The sequence below is a fragment of the Streptomyces sp. NTD107 genome (genome assembly GCF_059510435.1).
Genome location: NZ_JCAJZV010000023.1, coordinates 1 through 18,440, shown reverse-complemented (window position 1 = coordinate 18,440; position 18,440 = coordinate 1). Strand labels below are relative to the sequence as shown.

Genomic DNA, 18,440 nt, shown 5'->3' with positions numbered 1-18,440 from the left:
GCAAGGGTGAATGTAGGCACATGCGTACGATCCACGGTCCCGGCCGTCTCCGCCGGACCCCCCGGTGAGATGATGAGCCCGCCATGCGAGCCGGAGCCGATCTGCGTCTGCTGAGGGCCGCGGTCTTCGCCGCGGCCTGCACCGCGCTGGCTGCCGCCGGGCACCTCAGCGCCGGCGGCCCCCCGCTGCCGTCCTGGACCCTGCTCACCGCCTGGGCCGCCGGCTGCGCCCTCAGCATCCCGCTCGCCGGCCGCGAACGCCGCTCCACCGCCGCCCTGGCCACCGCGCTCGCCGCCGGACAGCTCGCCCTGCACCACCTCTTCTCCCTCGGCCAGTTCGGCGCCCCCACCCACGGCGGCGGCACCGCCGCAGCCGGCGAAGGACCGCTCGCCCTGGCCGCCCGGCTGCTGTGCAACGGCTACGCGCTCCCCCTCACCGAGGCCCAGGCCACCGAACTCGTCCGCAACGCCGGGCTCGACCCCAGCGCCGCCGCCGCCGAAGCCGCCGCCCACGCCGCCGCCAACACCCCCAGCGGCCCGCTCATGCTGCTCGGCCACCTCCTCGCCGCCCTCGCCACCGGCGCCCTGCTGCGCCGCGGCGAAGCCGCCCTGTGGCAGCTGGTACGCCTGGCCACCCGCGTCGCCGCCGCCCACCTGCCGTGGCCGCTCGCCGTACGCCTGGCCCACCTGCTGTACGGCACCCGGCCCGCGCCCCGGCACGGCCCCACCGCCCCGCGCGCCGACCGCCACCGGGCGACCGCCAAGCCGCCCACCCTGCTCCTCGCGCACAGCATGCACCGGCGCGGCCCGCCGGCCCCGCTCACCCTCGCGGCCTGAGCGCCCTCCCCGACGGAACGCCACGGGGGAGTGCGGCGCCGCGCCGCGCCCGCCCCCGTACCCACGCGTCACCCACGCGTCCGACTTCCGTCACTGGAGCATTCCCATGACCAACCGCACCCGCCTGGCCGCCGCCCTCGCCCTCTCCCTCGGCGGCGTCCTCGCGCTCGCCGGCACCGCCCACGCCCACGTCTCCGTCGACCCCGGCGAGGCCGCGCAGGGCAGCTACAGCGTCATCAACTTCAAGGTCCCCAACGAACGCGCCGACGCCTCCACCGTCCGGCTCGAAGTCCACCTCGACCCCGACCACCCGCTGGCCTCCGTCATGCCGCAGCCGGTCCCCGGCTGGGACGTGGAGGTACAGACCGCCACCCTCGACCAACCCCTCGACAACCACGGCTCACAGATCACCGAAGCCCCCAGCGTCATCGTCTGGAGCGGCGGCGAGATCGCGCCCGGCACCTTCCAGCAGTTCCCCGTCTCCATCGGCATGCTGCCCGACGACACCGAAGAACTCGTCTTCAAGGCCCTCCAGACGTACGACAGCGACGAGGTCGTCCGCTGGATCGAGGAGCCGGCCGCCGACGGCAGCGAGCCCGAACACCCCGCGCCCGTCCTGCGACTCACCCCCGGCACCGACGACGGACACGGCCACGGCGCGCCCCAGCCCACGGATGCCGGCCACCACGACGCGAGCGGTACGGAGCCGGCCGTCGCCGAAGCCGCCGCCACCACGGACACCACCGCCCGCGTACTGGCCGGCATCGGCATCACCACCGGCGTCGCCGGCGTCGCCTTCGGCGTACTCGCCGGCCGCCGCCGCACCACCCCCGCCGACCACCGGTCCTGAGCCGTACCCCCCGAGGAAACCCCACCATGCGTCTGCGCACCATCACCCGCACTGCCACCGCCACCGTCGCGCTCGCCGCGACGCTCGCCCTGACGGCCTGCGGCGGCGATTCCGGCTCCGACTCCGGCTCCGTCGCCGATGTCTCCGGAGCACACGACCCCACCCAGGGCACCGTGCTCGACACCCCCTTCGCCAAGCCCGCCATCACCCTCACCGACACCGACGGTGAACCGTACGACCTCGTCGCCGAGACCGCGGGACACGCCACCCTCATCTACTTCGGCTACACCAATTGCCCCGACGTCTGCCCGCTCACCATGAGCAACATCGGCAACGCCACCGCCGGCCTCACCCCCGAACAGCGCGAGGACCTGCGGGTCGTCTTCATCACCTCCGACCCCGAACGCGACACCCCCGAATCACTCGGCCCCTGGCTGCGCGCCCAGGGCGAGGACTTCACCGGGCTCACCGGCGACTTCGACACCATCCAGGAGGCCGCCCGCTCGCTCGGCATCCACCTCGACGAGCCCAGCCAGGACGAGGACGGCAACTGGATCTCCACCCACGGCTCCCAGGTGCTGGCCTTCCTGCCCACCGACGACAAGGCCCACGTCATCTACATGGAAGGCGTCACCCAGGACACCTACGCCGCCGACCTGCCCGGCCTGATCGAGGGGCGCACCCCGTGAGGGCCCGGGCGGCGCTCGCCGCGGCGGTGCTCGCGGGGGCGGTACTCACCGGCTGCTCCACCGGCGGCGGCAACGGCGGCGAGCCGCGGCTGACGGCCGCGGGCGCGTACATCCCCGAACCCATCACCGGGGACATGGCCGGCGGCTTCCTCGTCATCGAGAACACCGGCGACGCCGACGACACCCTCACCTCCGTGCACAGCGATCTCGCCGACGACGTGCAGATGCACGAGACCGTCGACAACGCCATGCGCCCGGTCGACACCCTCACCGTCCCGGCCGGCGGCGAGCTGAGCCTCACCCGGGGCGGCACCCATCTCATGCTGCTGGGCCTGACCCACCCACTCGTCGAAGGAGAGCGGGTGCCGCTCGAACTCCGCTTCGAGAAGTCCGCGCCGATCACCCTCGACGTACCGGTCCGGGCCACCACCTACACCGGGGAGTGATCCACGCATGACCACCACCTCCCGGCTGCTGGTGCTGCTGACGGCCCTGAGCGCGCTGCTGCTGGGCACCGTGGGCCCCGCCCAGGCGCACGCGAGCCTCACCGGCAGCGCCCCGGCGGACGGCGAGGTGGTGGCCACCGCCCCCCAGGAGGTCACGCTCACCTTCTCCGAACAGGTCACGCTCGGCGGCGACAAGGCGCTGCGCGTCCTCGACCCGGCGGGCGAGCGGGTCGACACGGGCGAGGTCACCGACCTGAGCGCGGACGGCGTCGTACGGCACGGGGTGGCGCTGGCCGACGGCCTGGCGGACGGCACGTACACCGTCGCCTGGCAGGCGGTATCCGCCGACAGCCACCCCATCGCGGGCGCCTTCACCTTCTCCATCGGCGCCCCCTCCACGACCACGGTGGTCCTGCCGGACCAGCGGCCGGGCGGCGGCGCCGTCGGGCTCGCCTACGACGTGGCGCGGTTTGCGGCGTACACCGGGTTTCTGCTGCTGGTCGGCGGCTGCGTCTTCACCCTGGTGTGCCGGCCGGGCGCGGCGGCGCTGCGGACCACCCAGCGCCTCGTGGTGGCCGGCTGGACGACACTGACCGGCGCCACGGCGGCGCTGTTGCTGCTGCGCGGCCCGTACACCGGGACCGGGCTGCGGGATGTCATCGACACCAAGACGGGGACGGCGCTGCTGGCGCGGTTGCTGCTGCTGGGGGGTATCGGCCTGTTCATGGCGGTGCTGTTCCGCCGGGACGGCGGGGACGGCGGGGACGGCCGGGCGCGGGAGCGGGAGCGGCACGAGACGGCGGCGCTGGGGACGGCCGGGTCGCTGCTGGCGGTGGGCACCGCCGCGACCTGGGCGCTGGCCGAACACGCGTCCAGCGGACCCTGGTCGCACCTCGCCGTCCCGGCGGACCTGATCCACCTGCTGGCGGCCGGAACCTGGCTGGGCGGCCTGGCCACCTTGCTGGTGCTGCTGCACCGGTCGCCCGAGGCGGTACCGCGCGCGGCGGTACGGCGCTTCTCACGGCTGGCGTTCTGGTCGGTGACGGCGCTGGCCGCGACCGGCGTCTTCCACGCGTGGCGCCAGACCGGCAGCTGGCCCGCACTCACCGGCACCCGGTACGGACAACTGCTGATCGTCAAAACGGCCCTGGTGACCCTGATCCTGACCACCGCCTGGATCTCCCACCGCTGGACATCCCACCTGACCGACCCCCCACCCGCCGGCGAGGCGGTGGACGGGCCCGCGGCGAAAACCCACCACCGCGAGCCCGTGCCGACACCGGCCGGCACCGCACCGCACCAGGCCGCGGCCGGCGGAACACGCCCGGTGCCCCACCCGGCCACCACACCCGCCGACGCGGTACGGCAGCGGCAACTGGCCCGGCAGCGGGCCGCCGTGCGGCGGGCACGGCAGCGGCGCGAGCGGGACGCCGACCCCGGGCGTTCGGGGCTGCGGCGCACCGTGCTCACCGAGGCGGGCATCGCCGTCGTCATCCTCGCCGTCACCACCGCCCTCACCGGCACCACCCCGGCCCGTACCGAAGCCGCGAGCGACAACACCGGCGCCACCGGCGCCACCGGAACCTCCAGCACCCCGCGGCCCCTGTCCGTCCAACTCCCCTACGACACCGGAGGCACCCACGGACAGGGCACCGCACTGCTCGACCTCACCCCCGGCACCACCGGCGACAACGTGCTGCACCTGCGCCTGACCGACCCCGCCGGGCAGCCCGCCGGAGCCGAAGACGTACGGATCTCCCTCACCCTCCCCGCCGAGGACCTCGGCCCGCTGCGCTACCAGCCCGCCCACGTCGACGTCGGCCACTGGGTCGCCGACGACATCCGGCTGCCCCGCCCCGGCGACTGGGAACTCTCCCTCACCCTGCGCACCTCCGAAATCAACCAGACCACCGAAACCACCACCATCAGCGTCGGATAGCGAACCCACAGCCATGCCAGAACCCACCCACCGTCCGATCAGCCGGCGCCGCCTGCTGGGCACCGCCGGGGCCACCGGCGCCGCCTCGCTCGCCGTCGGAGCCACCGGCGGCACCCTGCTCGGCACCGCCCAGGCCGGCCCGGCGACCACCCCGCTCACCACCATCGGCAGCACCGCCCACCCCTTCCACGGCACCCACCAGCCCGGCATCACCACCCCCCTCCAGACACACGGCCACCTCCTCGCGTACGACCTCGACCCCGGAACCGACCGGCGCGCCGCCGCCGCCCTGCTGCGCCGCTGGTCGCAGCTGGCCGCCGAACTGATGGCCGGCCGGGCGCCCGACGCGGACGACACCCACATCGCCCTGGACGCCGGCCCCAGCGCCCTCACCATCACCTTCGGCTTCGGCGCCGCCCTCTTCGACACCCTCGGCCTCCCCGACACCGCGCGGCCCACCGCCCTCGCCCCGCTGCCGGTCTTCAGCGCCGACGCCCTGGACCAGGACCGCTCCGGCGGCGAACTGTGGATCCAGATCGGCGCCGACGACGCCCTCGTCGCCGTCGCCGCGCTGCGCGCCCTGCACCGCGCCGCGCTCGGCACCGCCACCCAGCGCTGGCAGATGACCGGCTTCAACCGCACCCCGGGCGCCACCGCCCACCCCATGAGCCAGCGCAATCTCATGGGCCAGATCGACGGCACCAACAACCCCCGGCCCACCGACGAGGACTACGACCGGCGGATCTTCGTCCCGGCCGCGGGTGACCCGCCGTGGATGGCGGGCGGCTCGTACGCCGTGGTGCGCCGCATCCGGATGCTCCTGGACCGCTGGGAGGAGCTGGGCCGCGACGATCAGGAGCGCGTCATCGGCCGCCGCAAGAGCGACGGCGCCCCGCTCGGCGGCGACACCGAGACCACCCCCGTGGACCTCGCCGCCCTGGACGACGCCGGCAAGCCGGTCATCCCCGTCAACGCGCACGTGCGGGTCTCCTCCCCCGAGACCAACGACGGCGCCGCCATGCTGCGCCGGCCCTTCTCGTACCACGACGGGCTGCTGCCGGACGGCGCCCCGGACGCCGGGCTGCTGTTCATTTGCTGGCAGGCCGATCCGCTGCGCGGCTTCGTCCCGGTGCAGCGCAAGCTGGACCGGGGGGACGCGCTGTCCCCGTTCCTGCGGCACGAGGCGAGCGCCCTGTTCGCCGTGCCGGGCGGGGCGGCGGAGGGCGAGTACGTGGGGCAGGCGCTGCTGGAAGGCTGATCGGCGGCGCCCGGGGAGGGGATACCGTTGCGGCATGACAGCAGCCAGCCGCTACACGTATCTCGGCCCCGAGGGCACGTTCACCGAGGCCGCGCTCCGCACGCTGCCGGAGGCGGCCACCCGCGAGCTGGTGCCGATGATCTCGGTGCCGGCCGCGCTGGACGCGGTACGGGGCGGGCAGGCGGCGGGCGCGCTGGTGCCGATCGAGAACTCGGTGGAGGGCGGGGTGTCCGCCACGGTCGACGAACTGGCCTCGGGCGAGCCGCTCATGATCTACCGCGAGGTGCTGCTGCCGATCGCGTTCGCGCTGCTGGCGCGGCCCGGCACGACGCTGGACGGCATCAAGACGGTGACCGGGCATCCGGTGGCGCAGCCGCAGGTGCGGGGCTGGCTGGCGCGGCATCTGCCGCAGGCGCAGTGGGAGTCGGCGGCGTCCAACGCGGACGGGGCGCGGCTGGTGCAGGAGGGGCGGTTCGACGCGGCGTTCGCGGGGGAGTTCGCGGCGGCCACGTACGGGCTGGAACCGCTGGTCACCGAGATCCATGACGCGGACAACGCGACGACGCGGTTCGTGCTGACGGGCCGGCCGGCCCGGCCGGCGGCGCCGACCGGGGCGGACAAGACGTCGGTGGTGCTGTGGCTGCGGGACGATCATCCGGGGGCGCTGCTGGCGGTGTTGCAGGAGTTCGCGAACTGCGGGGTGAATCTGATGCGGATCGAGTCGCGGCCGACGGGGGCGGGGATCGGGCAGTACAGCTTCTCGCTGGACTGCGAGGGACACATTTCCGAACGGCGGGTCGGTGAGGCGCTGATGGGGTTGCGGCGGCTGTGCCGGGATGTACGGTTTCTGGGGTCGTATCCGCGCGCCGACGAGGTGGCGCCGACGGTACGGGAGGGGACCGCGGATCCGGATTTCCTGCGGGCGGCGGACTGGCTCACCCGGTGCCTGGACGGACGCGGTGCGTGACGCCTGTGGACAGGTGGGGGCGGGATGCGCGGGTTATCCACAGGGCCACCCGGCTGGCTGTGGATAACTCCGCAGGTAACAATCGGTCATTGTCGACATAACGGCTTGGTGACCCCGCCCCTTGTCCACACCTCATCCACAGGGGACAGATCACCCTTCGTCATCTCATTCCGCCGAGGCAACTCTTTGGAGTGAGGGAAATCACCGTTCGATTCACCGGGATTCCCTCGAAAGAGCGAGTGGAAGGTGTTTCAAAGGGGAATTCTTGGCGGCACTTCAGGGCCGTCGCACCGTGACCCCCATTCATCCACAGGGCGATCGGGGGCCTGTGGAAAACATGTGGGAAACCCGGCCCTGACCTGTGGATTCAACGCCGCCAGCCACTCCGACAAAGCGGACAAAGGCGTATCAATCAATTCCCCGGGAATCCGTCCGGAATCACCGGTAGCCTGGTGGGGTGATTGACCTTCGCCTGCTTCGTGAGGACCCTGACCGAGTACGCGCCTCCCAGCGCGCCCGTGGCGAGGACGTCGGCATCGTCGACTCACTCCTGGCCGCCGACGAGCTGCGCCGGTCCTCCAGCGTGCGCTTCGACGAACTGCGCGCCGAGCAGAAGCAGCTCGGCAAGCAGATCCCGAAGGCCGCGGGCGAGGAGAAGAGCGAGCTGCTGCGCCGGGCCGGCGAACTGTCCGCCGCCGTCAAGGCCGCCGACGCCGAACGCGACGACGCCGCCACCCGTACCCAGGACCTGCTCCGCTCCATCGGCAACATCGTGCACCCCGACGTCCCCGTCGGCGGCGAGGACGACTTCACCGTCCGGGAAACCCTGGGCACCATCCGCGACTTCGCCGCCGAGGGCTTCGGGCCCAAGGACCACCTGGAACTCGGCCAGCTCCTGGGCGCCATCGACACCGAACGCGGCGCCAAGGTCTCCGGCTCCCGCTTCTTCTACCTGACGGGCGTCGGCGCGCTGCTGGAGCTCGCCCTGGTCAACGCCGCGATCGCCCAGGCCACCGCCGCCGGACTGGTCCCGGTGATCCCGCCCGCGCTGGTCAAGCCGCGCGCCATGGAGGGCACCGGCTTCCTCGGCCAGGCCGCCGCCGACGTCTACCACCTGGACAAGGACGACTACTACCTGGTCGGTACGTCGGAGGTGCCGCTCGCCGCGTACCACATGGAGGAGATCCTGGAGGCGGACCAGCTCCCGCTGCGCTACGCCGGGTTCTCGCCCTGCTTCCGCCGCGAGGCCGGCTCGTACGGCAAGGACACCCGCGGCATCTTCCGGGTGCACCAGTTCGACAAGGTGGAGATGTTCTCCTATGTCGCCCCCGAGGACGCGGAGGCGGAGCTGGAGCGGCTGCTCGGCTGGGAGAAGCAGTGGCTGACCTCCCTCGAACTGCCCTTCCGCGTCATCGACGTGGCCACCGGCGACCTGGGCGCGTCCGCCTCCCGCAAGTTCGACTGCGAGGCGTGGATCCCCACCCAGGGCAAGTACCGCGAGCTCACCTCCACCTCCAACTGCAACGAGTTCCAGGCCCGCCGGCTCCAGATCCGGATGCGCGAGAAGGGCGCCGGGGCACGCCCGCTGGCCACCCTCAACGGCACCCTGTGCGCCGTGCCGCGCACCATCGTCGCGCTGCTGGAGAACCACCAGCAGGCCGATGGCTCGGTACGGGTGCCGCAGGTGCTGCGGCCCTACCTGGGCGGCCGTGAGGTGCTGGAGCCGGTCAAGAAGTGACCGCCACCACCGAGACCACCACCGCGACCGGCCCGCGCTTCCCGTACCGGCTGATCGCCACCGATCTCGACGGCACCCTGCTGCGCGGCGACCAGACGATCTCGGAGCGCACCCGGGCGGCGCTGGCCGCGGCCGGCACCGCCGGGGCCGCGCACATCGTGGCCACCGGCCGCACCGTGGCCTGGACCCGGCACATCCTGGACGACCTCGGCTACACCGGGCTCGCGGTGTGCGGACAGGGCGGGCAGCTGTACCACGCCGGGGAGCACCGGCTGCTGACCTCGGTGACACTGGACCGGGCGGTCGCCCGGCGGGCGCTGGCGGCGCTGGAGGAGCGGATCGGGCCGGTCGCGGTCGCCGCGTCGCTGGACGGTCTGGAGGGCGGCATCGCCATGGCCCCCGGCTTCGCCTGGCGGCACGACCCCGAGGCCGTACCGCACCCCAACGCCCCGGATCTGTCGCGGCCGGTGGCCGACCGGGAGGGGCTGTGGGCGGCGCCGATCAGCAAGCTGTATCTGCGCCACCCCGAGTTCTCGGACGACCGGCTGGCGGCGGCGGGTACGGAGGCGGCGGGCGCGTACGCGGCGTTCGTCGTCTCGGGCGAGGACCTGGTGGAGATGCTGCCGCTGGGGCTGACGAAGGCCACCGGTCTGTCGCTGGCGGCCCGTCGGCTGGGGACGACGGCGGCCGGCACGATCGCGTTCGGCGACATGCCCAATGACATCCCGATGCTGTCCTGGGCAGCGCACGGCGTGGCGATGGCCGGCGCCCATCCCGAAGTGCTGGCGGTGGCCGACGAGGTCACGGCGGGCAACGAGGCGGACGGCATCGCCAAGGTGCTGGAGCGGCTGCTGCTGTCGGCGCCCTCATCCGGGAACTGACGCGGACACGTCGCCGCGGGTGTCGGCAGCGGCGTCGGCATCGGCATCGGCATCGGGTGAGCCGGCGCGGCGCGTGCGCAGCACGGTGAGGGCCACCAGCGCGGCGGCGACCAGGATGCCGGCCTCGATCCGGAAGCCCAGCCGGTAGCCACTGGTGAGGGCCGCCGCCTCGGCCGTGCCGGCCGCCAGCAGGCCGGCGGAGTGCGAGGCGGCGAAGGCGCTGGCAACGGCGAGGCCGAAGGCGCCGCCGATCTGCTGCACGGTGTTGAACAGACCCGAGACCGTACCCGCGTCGCCCGGTGCGGCGCCCGACATCACCAGGGTGGCGATGGCGGTCATGGCGAGCCCGAAGCCGACGCCCAGCAGGACGAACGCGGGCAGTACGTCGATCGCGTACCGGCCGTCGACCGGGATCCGGCCGAGCAGGCCGAGCCCGGCGATGAGCAGGCCGAGCCCGGGCAGCAGGACGGGGCGGGGCCCGTACCGGCCGATGAGCCTGGGCGCGAGGGTGAGCGACAGCAGTCCGATGGCCAGCGACACCGGGAGGACGGCGAGACCGGTGCGGGTCTCGCTCAGCTCCAGGACCCGCTGGAGATAGAGCACGCCGAAGAACTGGAAGCCGAAGACGCCCGCGATCAGCAGGGTGTGGGTGGCGAGGGCGCCGCTGAGCGCGCGGGAGCGGAAGAGTCCCAGCCGCAGCAGCGGGGTGGCGGCGGTGGCCTGGCGGGCGGTGAACGCGGCGAGGAGCACGACCGCGCCGGCGGTGTACAGCCAGGTGGGGTCGGGGGTCTCGACGACGGTGTAGACGCCGAGCATCAGGGCGGCCGTGATGAGGAACGCGCCGAGCGCGTCCGCCCCGGCGCGCAGCCCCGGGCCGCGCTCGGCGGGCAGGAAGCGGGGGGCGAGGGCGAGGGTGGCGATCCCGATCGGCACGTTGACGATGAACACCCAGTGCCAGCTGAGGGCTTCGGTGAGCACGCCGCCGGTGAGCAGCCCGAGGGTGCCGCCGGCCGACTGGACGAAGCTGAAGAGGCCGATGGCCCTGGCGCGTTCGGCGGGCTCGGTGAACAGGGTGCTGATCATGCCGAGGGTGACGGCCGAGGTGACGGCGCCGGCGGCGCCCTGGAGGAAGCGGGCGGTCAGCAGCAGTTCGGGGGTGGTGGCCAGGCCGCACAGGAGCGAGCTGGCGGTGAAGGCGGTCAGGCCGGCGAGGAAGACCCGGGGCCGGCCGATGAGATCACCGAGCCGGCCGGCGAGCAGGAGCAGCCCGGCGAAGGGGATGAGGTAGGCATTGATGACCCAGGGGAGGGTGGTCGGGGAGAAGTCGAGATCGGCCTGGATGGCGGGGAGCGCCACATTGACGATGGTGCCGTCGAGGATGACCATGAGTTGGCCTATGCAGAGGACGGCGAGGGCGTACCAGCGCTGTCGCATGGGGATTGACCTCCAAAGGTGCACGTCTTGTTACAGCAGCCATCTTCTGTAACCATGACGGCAGGCGGAAGGAGGCACTTTTATGTCACGGGGTAACACGGATGTAGCCGCGCAGGTCAACGAGGCGTGCCCGATCAGTGAGGTGCTCGATCATGTGGCGGGCAAGTGGAGCATCGGCATCCTGGTCGCCGCGGCATACGGCCCGGTGCGGTTCACGGAGCTGGAGCGGACGGTCGAGGGCATCAGCCGGCGGATGCTGACCCTGAACCTGCGCAAGCTGGAACGGGACGGCCTGCTGGAGCGGACGGTGTACCCGACGGTGCCGCCGAAGGTGGAGTACGCGCTGACGCCGATGGCGGAAGAACTGCACGCTTATCTGACCGGCCTGGTCGGCTGGGCCGACCGCCACCGCACCTCGATCATGGCGGCCCGGGCGGAGTACGACGGGGCGCCGGGGCGCTGACCTGCGGGAATTTGAGAGGGTCAAGATGACCCCCTCAAATGGAAGTTATCCACAGCCCCTTATGTGTATCTTTCGTTGCTCCGAACGCGTGACCGTCTGGCGTTCAGCTCGTTGGTCATATTGCGCGTGGGGGCGATAGGAGCATGAGGCGCCAAGAGCATGCGAGCGGTGGTAGCCGTAGAGCGAAGTACCAGCCACCGTGAGCCAGTGATGTGACGAGTAGAGCAGGACTCCCCTCCTGAGCCCCGGATATGGGCGCACCGGGCCCCTGGATTCGACGGGGCCTGTCAATCTGTCCACGGATGCCCTGGGAGGGCCGTCTCGTCATGATCATCAAAGAACAAGCACTGCTGGAATCGCGCACCTTGCGCGAGAACGTCCGGGGGCGCACTGATGTCCTGGACAAGGTCAAGGCACTCACCCTGCTGCCGGATGGGCTGCATGTGACGACAGCGCTGGTCGCCAACTACTTCGTTGTCCACAGGGACACCATTAAGACCCTTGCTCGACGGCACCGTGAGGAGCTGATCGAGAGTGGTCTGAACGTATTGCAGGGCGCTGACCTGCAGAAGTTCGTAGGGTTCATGATGAACCCTACGGACGAAGGTTATCCACAGGGCAACCGCCGACACCTCACCCTCTACACCCGCCGCACCGTCCTCAACATCGCCATGCTGCTCCGCGACAGTCCCGTCGCGCGCGAGGTCCGGGCCTATCTGCTCGACGCCGTCGAAGGACACCGAGTGCCTTCCTCCGACCTGGAGCCACGGGTCGCAGCCCTGGAGAGGCTGATCGCCGACATCGGTCCAGTGCTGCGGGATGCGGGCATGGTTCTCCACAGGCTGGATGACAGGACACAACAGCTGGAGACCGAGCTGAAGAACACCCAGCAGATCGTCGCCGGGATGAGTGTCCGGCTCGCGGATCTGGCCGGGGATCCGATCGTCGCCAACCGGCTGTGCCGTAGGTACCGGCACGGGCGGCCATAACCGGCACCAGAAGAAAGGGGCGGGCCGGTTTCCGGCCCGCCCCCTCTCGGTTTCCCCGTCAGCCCTCGCTCGCCATCGTCAGCACCCGCAGTCGCTGGGCCGCGTACCAGGTGCCCGCCACCGTGGCGGCCGTCAGCAGGATCACGGCGGTGGGGAGGCCCACCTCCGAGGTGATGTTCGCGCCGGGCGCGGCCACCCCTTCCGCCAGTGCCAGCGACCACTGCTGGATGCTGAGCGCCCGCGCCCCCGGGACGAGGCTGCCGAACAGCGACTCCCACACCAGCGCGTAGATCAGCCCGTGCACCACCGCGTTCCGCGAGATGGTGCCCAGCAGCAGGAACACCGCGCTGTAGGCGATCGACGAGGACGCGGCGGCCACGGCCAGCGCGCTCGCGATCTGCTGGCTGTTGCCGTTGAGGATGATCCCCGCCAGCAGGGTGGGGATGACGGTGAAGGCCAGGGTGACGCCGATGGCCACCCACAGCTTGGTCAGGATGATGGTGTGCCGCTTCAGCGGCTTGGCCAGCAGGTAGATGATCGAGCCGTCGTCGATCTCGGGCGCTATCGCGCCGGTGCCGGCGATGACGCCGATCAGCGGCACCATGACGGCCAGCGCGAAGCCGCCGAGGATCTGGGTGGCGGCCCGGTCGTCGGCGCCGCCCACGATCCGGATCGCCAGCGCGATCGCGATCAGCAGCGCGGGCAGCGCCAGCAGGATGAGGGCCCGGCCCCGGCCCAGCAGGGCCCGGAGGGTGAGCCGGGCGACGGTGTGGTGGTACATCGCGGGGGCTCCTTTACGCGCTGACCAGGTAGGAGAAGACGCTCTCCAGGGATTCGTCGGACGGGGAGACCGACAGCAGCCGGATCCCGTGGTCCCGGGCCAGCCGGGGGAGTTGAGTGGTGAAGCGCGGGAAGTCGGTGGCCTCGACGCGCAGCCCCTTCTCCTCGGCGTCGAAGTGGATGCCGGAGGTGGACGGGTCGGCGATCAGCGCCGCGGCCAGCGCCCGGTCGTCGCTGGAGCGCACCAGGTAGCGGTGCGGCCGGTCGGTCATCTGGCGGCGGATGGTGCGGAAGTCGCCGGATGCCGCGTGCCGGCCGGCGACGATCACCTCGATGTGGGAGGCGAGTTGTTCGACCTCTTCCAGGATGTGGGAGGAGAACAGGACGGTGCGGCCCTGTTCGCCCATGGTGCGCAGCAGTTCCATCAGCTGCATCCGCTGCCGGGGGTCCATGCCGTTGAACGGTTCGTCGAGCAGCAGGACGGAGGGGTCGTGGACGAGTGCGGAGGCCATCTTGACGCGCTGCCGCATGCCCTTGCTGTAGGTGGCGATGCGCCGGTCGGCGGCGTGTGTCATGTCGACGGTGGCGAGCGCGGTGCGGGTGGCGGCGCCGGGGTCGGGCAGGCCGTGGAGTTCGGCGTTGGCGAGCACAAACTCCTCACCCGTCAGATAGTCGTACATGCCTTCGCGTTCGGGGACGAGCCCGATCTGCCGGTAGACGGACTCGTTGCGCCAGATCGGCTCCCCGTCCAGCGTCACGGCGCCGGACGAGGGCGGCAGGAAGCCGCCCATCATATGGATCAGGGTGGACTTGCCGGCGCCGTTGGGGCCCAGCAGCCCGGTGATGCCGGGGCCGATCCGCACGCTCACGTCATTGACGGCGACGACATTGCCGAACCAGCGGGATGCCTTCTCGATGCGGATGGTGGTCACAGTCCCGCCTTCCGGTAGCGGCGCAGCAGCAGCACATAGCTGACGACGGTCAGTGCGGCGATCATCGCGAGGTAGGCGGCGGCCATCGCGCCGGAGGGGGCGTACGACTCGGGGAAGTCGGTCCTGCCGCCCAGGTACGCGGCCTGGAGGCCGTCCACCAGTGAGCCGGGCGACAGCAGCCCCAGCCAGCCGGAGGCGGCGAGGCTGCCCTGGTCCGCCATCACGAACTGCACGGAGGTGACGGCGAAGTACGGCACGGTCAGGGCCCCGATGACGGCCGCGACGCCGAAGCCGCGGCGCGGGGTGAGCGAGGCGATCAGCAGGGCGAGCGACGCGTGCAGTACGGAGAAGACGGCCGCCGCCAGCAGTCCCTTCCCGAAGCCGATGGTCTCGTCGACCACGTGCAGTTGGGCCAGCAGCGCGCCGGCGTACATCAGCAGCACCGGGGTGGCGGTGAACACGAACAGCGCGGCGGACAGCGCCGCCAGCTTGGCCCGTACGTAGTCGGCGTGCTCGATCGGCCGCGAGAAGTACAGCGGCAGGCTGTGATATCGCTGGTCGAGGGAGACCAGCTGCGGGCCGGCCAGCGCCAGATACAGGCCGATGATCGGCTGCATGAACACCGTGTACTTGGTGTAGCCGATCGGCAGGCTGTTCATGCCGACGGTGACCGCCACGGCCACCGTCACCAGCGCCGGCAGGCTCACGATGGCGAACAGCGTGAACGGCAGCACCTTCGAGCGGGCCGAGCGGCCCAGCCCGTACGCCCCGCGCAGCGAGTGCGTGAACAGCGAGAGCCGGGCGTACGACACCCCCAGCCGGGGCCCGTCGTAGTGCCGGTAGCCGATGTTGTGGATGCGTGCGGCCGGGGTCGCCGCGGCGGCCGGCCCGGGCGCCTGTGTGGGTGTGCTCATGACGCGGCCCCCTCCTTGTCCCGGCCCTCCTGGAAGACCTCCGCGATCCGGTGCCGGCGCTGCTCCATGCGCACCATGCCAAGGCCCAGATCGGCGATGGTGTCGCGCACCGTGTCGTACACGCTCTCCTCGCCGGCCTCCACCACCACCAGCCGGGCCGCGCCCGGCTCGGCGCCGGGCTCCACCACCGGCTCGACGCCGGCGGCGATCAGGGCGGCGCGCAGCGCGTCCGCGCCGTCGGGGTGGGTGTCGGAGTCGGTGACCTCGACCAGCAGGGTGGTGGTGGTCTCCGTGAAGCTCTCGGTGGACTGCGACTTCAGCAGCTTGCCGCCGTCGATGACCACGATGTGGTCGCTGGTGCGTTCGAGCTCGCCGAGCAGGTGGGAGGTGACCAGCACCGATATCCCGAAGTCGGTGTAGACGCGGCGGATCAGGCCGAGCATCTCGTCCCGGCCGGCCGGGTCGAGGCCGTTGGTGGGCTCGTCGAGCAGCACCAGCTTCGGGTCGTGGACGAGCGCCTGGGCGAGCTTGACGCGCTGCTTCATGCCGGTGGAGTAGCCGCCCATGGGGCGGTAGCGCTCCTCGTACAGCCCGACGTGGCGCAGGGTGTCGGCGGTACGCTCCCGGGCCGCCGTGCTGGGCAGCCCGGACATCCGGGCCAGATGGACGACGAACTCCGTCGCCGACACATCGGGCGGCAGGCAGTCGTGCTCGGGCATGTACCCGACCTGCTCGCGGATGGCGGCGCCCTCTCGGGCGGCGTCCTTGCCCAGGACGGCCACGCTGCCCTCGCTGGCGGGGGCGAGCCCCAGCAGGATCTTGATCAACGTCGATTTGCCGGCGCCGTTGGCCCCCACCAGGCCGGTGACACCCGGCCCGATGTCCACGGTCAGCCGGTCAAGGGCGGTGACCTCGGGGTACCGCTTGCTCAGGCTTTCGATCGCAATCACACTCACCCGGCAGACAGTAGTGCCGCGGACCGGGACCGTACGTCCCTCTTCCGGCTGCCTTTCCCCTTAGGGGAAGCGGCGGGCCACCCCGAGTGCGAGCCGGGCGGGCCGGCGCTCAGCGGGTCAGCGGGTCAGCTGGGCGAGGCCCTCGGTGGCGATGCGCTCGAAGACGTCCATGTCGGCCGCGTACACCGAGTCGGGCACCGGGTAGTGCACCACCAGCTCGGTGAAGCCGAGTTCGGCGCAGCGCCCGGCGAAGTCGACGAACGCGGTCACCGACTCCAGCGGGTTCACGGCCGGGGCGAGGGAGGAGTCCAGCACGATCTTGTCCAGCGCGCCCGGCTCGCGGCCCGCCTCCTCGCAGATGCCGGCCAGCCGCTCCGCCTGCCGGCCGATGCCGGCCAGGAACTCGGCCGGCCCGCCGTCCGCCGTCTTCGGGTCGCCGGTGGTCACCCACGCCTGCCCGTGCCGGGCGGCGAGCCGCATGCCGCGCGGGCCGGTGGCGGCGATGGTGAAGGGCAGCCGGGGGCGCTGTACGCAGCCGGGGATGTTGCGCACCTCGTGCGCGGAGTAGAAGTCACCGCGGTACGAGACCCCGCCGGTGCCGCCCTCGCTCAGCAGCCGGTCGAGCAGCGGGACGAACTCGGCGAACCGGTCGGCGCGCTCGCGCGGCGTCCATGCCTCGCGGCCCAGCGCGGTGGCGTCGAATCCGGAGCCGCCGGCGCCGATGCCCAGGGTGAGGCGGCCCCCCGAGATGTCATCAAGGGTGATCAGTTCCTTCGCCAGCGTGACGGGGTGCCGGAAATTTGGCGAGATCACCATGGTGCCGAGCCGGATGCGCTCGGTGGCCGCCGCGGCTGCGGTAAGAGTGGGCAGTGCGCCGAACCAGGGCTGGTCGCGGAAGGTGCGCCAGGACAGGTGGTCGTAGGTGTACGCGGTGTGGAAGCCCAGCTCCTCGGCGTGCCGCCAGCGCTGCCGGCCCCCTTCCTGCCAGCGCCAGACGGGAAGGATGACGGTGGAGAGCCGCAGGGGGAGGGCGGGGGAGACAGCCATGCGAGGCAGCCTAGTGCCCTGCCGGCGCACCTGTGCCCCACGGGCCGGGCGGCCCGGCCGGGCACGGCGGCCCGGCGGCCCGGGGAACCGCGCCGCCCCGTCGAACCACCCGCGTCACCTCTCGCCCGAGTTCTCCGATCGAGCGGGGGATGCCCCGTTGGGGCGGCTCTCCGCCGTGCGACGATCCGCGGCGGACGCGCCGCGCGGCCCGTCCTCGGGGGCGGACGGCGCCCAAGTGAGGAAGCCCGCTGGATCTTTTCCGGTCAGGAAATCGCCGCCCACGGGCACCGGCTCATCCGCGCGGGGGTCCCGCACGCATGGGCGGGCATATGCTGCATGACTGTGCCTGACTCTGTGTCCTCACCAGTCGCCCGCACCACCACCCTCACTCTCCCCCCGCCGGTCATAGCGCCCGCCACCCCTGCCGCGCGCACCCCGGCCACCCCGGCCACGCTCCCCCGGCTGATCGCCACCGACCTCGACGGCACCCTGCTGCGCGGGGACAACACCGTCTCGCCCCGTACCGCCGCCGCGCTGGCCGCCGCCGCCCGGGCCGGGATCGAGGTGCTGTTCGTGACCGGCCGCCCGGCCCGCTGGATGACCCTGGTACGCGAACACGCCACCGGCGAGGGCCTGGCCATCTGCGGCAACGGCGCCGCCCTGGTCGATCTGCGGCGCGGCGGCGCGCTGGTGGCGGCCCGCCCGCTTCCGGTGGGCAACGCGCTCGGCCTGATCGCCGCGCTGCGGGCCGCCGCCCCCGGGGTGACCTTCGCCGTCGAACGCGCCGGCGGCATCCACTACGCCACCGGCTACCCACCGCTGCACGAGGAGGACCCGACCGTCGTCGGCGTCACCCCCATCGAGGAACTGCTGGCCGACGACAGCCCGTACGCCGCCCAGCCGGTGCTCAAGCTGCTGGCGCACCACCGCGCGCTCGACCCGGACGCCTTCCTCGCGCTCGCCCGCTCGGTGGCCGGCGGGCTCGGTGAGATCACCCGGTCCTCCCCCACCGCGCTGCTGGAGATCAGCGGACCCGGCGTCAGCAAGGCCGGCACGCTGGCCCTGCACTGTGCGCGGCGGGGCATCGCGGCGAGCGAGGTGGTGGCGTTCGGGGACATGCCCAACGACCTGGAGATGCTGCGCTGGGCGGGCCGCGCCTACGCGATGGCCAACGCCCATCCGGCGGTACTGGCCGCCGCCGCACGGCGTACCGCCTCCCATGAGGAGGACGGGGTGGCGGTGGTCATCGAACGGCTCCTGGCGGGCGGCTAGGGCCTGTCTGAGGGATAGCGCCGGTTGGGCCCTATCCATCAGACAGGCC

18 protein-coding genes are annotated in these 18,440 nt (G+C 72.3%); 12 read left to right on the top strand and 6 right to left on the bottom strand.

Annotated elements, in window-relative coordinates:
• Positions 1 to 83 precede the first annotated feature (83 nt).
• The 9 genes from AC5WRL_RS27425 to AC5WRL_RS27385 all read left to right on the top strand — a co-directional run bounded on the left by AC5WRL_RS27425 (position 84) and on the right by AC5WRL_RS27385 (position 9,604).
• Entirely contained in the window at positions 84 to 836 is a 753-nt protein-coding gene (locus tag AC5WRL_RS27425; RefSeq protein ID WP_496091374.1) for a hypothetical protein, read from the top strand.
• 106 nt (positions 837 to 942) lie between these two features.
• Entirely contained in the window at positions 943 to 1,686 is a 744-nt protein-coding gene (locus tag AC5WRL_RS27420) for a YcnI family copper-binding membrane protein (protein WP_496091373.1), read from the top strand.
• Between the two features lie 26 nt (positions 1,687 to 1,712).
• On the top strand, positions 1,713 to 2,375 hold the full coding sequence (locus AC5WRL_RS27415) for an SCO family protein (RefSeq protein WP_496091372.1): 663 nt from the start codon (positions 1,713 to 1,715) through the stop codon (positions 2,373 to 2,375).
• Positions 2,372 to 2,821, top strand: coding sequence for a copper chaperone PCu(A)C (locus AC5WRL_RS27410; protein WP_496091371.1), 450 nt, complete (start codon positions 2,372 to 2,374; stop codon positions 2,819 to 2,821). Before AC5WRL_RS27415 ends, AC5WRL_RS27410 begins: the two co-directional genes overlap by 4 nt.
• 7 nt (positions 2,822 to 2,828) lie before the next feature.
• Complete coding sequence (locus AC5WRL_RS27405; RefSeq protein WP_496091370.1) at positions 2,829 to 4,760, top strand: copper resistance CopC/CopD family protein; 1,932 nt, start codon at positions 2,829 to 2,831, stop codon at positions 4,758 to 4,760.
• A 13-nt stretch (positions 4,761 to 4,773) separates the two neighbouring features.
• Positions 4,774 to 6,018, top strand: coding sequence for an iron uptake transporter deferrochelatase/peroxidase subunit (efeB, locus tag AC5WRL_RS27400; RefSeq protein ID WP_496091369.1), 1,245 nt, complete (start codon positions 4,774 to 4,776; stop codon positions 6,016 to 6,018).
• A gap of 34 nt (positions 6,019 to 6,052) precedes the next feature.
• Positions 6,053 to 6,985 carry a prephenate dehydratase gene (gene pheA / locus AC5WRL_RS27395; protein ID WP_496091368.1) on the top strand — a complete coding sequence of 311 codons (933 nt, stop codon included), beginning with the start codon at positions 6,053 to 6,055 and terminating at the stop codon, positions 6,983 to 6,985.
• A gap of 457 nt (positions 6,986 to 7,442) precedes the next feature.
• Positions 7,443 to 8,723: a serine--tRNA ligase gene (gene serS / locus AC5WRL_RS27390; protein WP_496091367.1), complete on the top strand. Its 1,281-nt coding sequence runs from the start codon at positions 7,443 to 7,445 to the stop codon at positions 8,721 to 8,723.
• The gene (locus tag AC5WRL_RS27385) at positions 8,720 to 9,604 is read left to right on the top strand and encodes an HAD family hydrolase (protein WP_496091366.1); all 885 of its coding nucleotides are present in this window, start codon (positions 8,720 to 8,722) and stop codon (positions 9,602 to 9,604) included. Before serS ends, AC5WRL_RS27385 begins: the two co-directional genes overlap by 4 nt.
• On the opposite strand, the gene AC5WRL_RS27380 is transcribed toward AC5WRL_RS27385, so the two are convergent.
• A complete protein-coding gene (locus tag AC5WRL_RS27380; protein WP_496091365.1) occupies positions 9,590 to 11,038 on the bottom strand; it encodes an MFS transporter in 1,449 nt (482 codons plus the stop codon). The genes AC5WRL_RS27385 and AC5WRL_RS27380 overlap by 15 nt on opposite strands.
• Before the next feature lie 82 nt (positions 11,039 to 11,120).
• Between AC5WRL_RS27380 and AC5WRL_RS27375 the strand changes: the two genes are divergently transcribed.
• Together AC5WRL_RS27375 and AC5WRL_RS27370 are read left to right on the top strand one after the other, a co-directional pair.
• Positions 11,121 to 11,501 (top strand): winged helix-turn-helix transcriptional regulator, encoded by a 381-nt coding sequence (locus tag AC5WRL_RS27375; protein ID WP_496091364.1) that lies wholly within the window; start codon positions 11,121 to 11,123, stop codon positions 11,499 to 11,501.
• A gap of 326 nt (positions 11,502 to 11,827) precedes the next feature.
• The gene (locus AC5WRL_RS27370) at positions 11,828 to 12,490 is read left to right on the top strand and encodes a hypothetical protein (RefSeq protein WP_496091363.1); all 663 of its coding nucleotides are present in this window, start codon (positions 11,828 to 11,830) and stop codon (positions 12,488 to 12,490) included.
• 58 nt (positions 12,491 to 12,548) lie between these two features.
• Here AC5WRL_RS27370 and AC5WRL_RS27365 read toward each other — a convergent pair whose 3' ends face one another.
• The 5 genes from AC5WRL_RS27365 to AC5WRL_RS27345 form a co-directional block, all read right to left on the bottom strand.
• The gene (locus tag AC5WRL_RS27365; protein WP_496091362.1) at positions 12,549 to 13,271 is read right to left on the bottom strand and encodes an ABC transporter permease subunit; all 723 of its coding nucleotides are present in this window, start codon (positions 13,269 to 13,271) and stop codon (positions 12,549 to 12,551) included.
• Between the two features lie 13 nt (positions 13,272 to 13,284).
• The gene (locus AC5WRL_RS27360; protein WP_496091361.1) at positions 13,285 to 14,202 is read right to left on the bottom strand and encodes an ABC transporter ATP-binding protein; all 918 of its coding nucleotides are present in this window, start codon (positions 14,200 to 14,202) and stop codon (positions 13,285 to 13,287) included.
• Positions 14,199 to 15,116, bottom strand: a complete 918-nt coding sequence (locus AC5WRL_RS27355; protein WP_496091360.1) for an ABC transporter permease subunit — start codon at positions 15,114 to 15,116, stop codon at positions 14,199 to 14,201. Before AC5WRL_RS27355 ends, AC5WRL_RS27360 begins: the two co-directional genes overlap by 4 nt.
• On the bottom strand, positions 15,113 to 16,072 hold the full coding sequence (locus AC5WRL_RS27350) for an ABC transporter ATP-binding protein (RefSeq protein WP_496091359.1): 960 nt from the start codon (positions 16,070 to 16,072) through the stop codon (positions 15,113 to 15,115). Before AC5WRL_RS27350 ends, AC5WRL_RS27355 begins: the two co-directional genes overlap by 4 nt.
• Positions 16,073 to 16,189: 117 nt before the next feature.
• Positions 16,190 to 17,119, bottom strand: a complete 930-nt coding sequence (locus AC5WRL_RS27345; protein ID WP_496091358.1) for an LLM class flavin-dependent oxidoreductase — start codon at positions 17,117 to 17,119, stop codon at positions 16,190 to 16,192.
• 405 nt (positions 17,120 to 17,524) lie between these two features.
• Here AC5WRL_RS27345 and AC5WRL_RS27340 point away from each other — a divergent pair, with 405 nt between their 5' ends.
• Positions 17,525 to 18,391: an HAD hydrolase family protein gene (locus AC5WRL_RS27340; protein WP_496091384.1), complete on the top strand. Its 867-nt coding sequence runs from the start codon at positions 17,525 to 17,527 to the stop codon at positions 18,389 to 18,391.
• Positions 18,392 to 18,440: the final 49 nt, after the last annotated feature.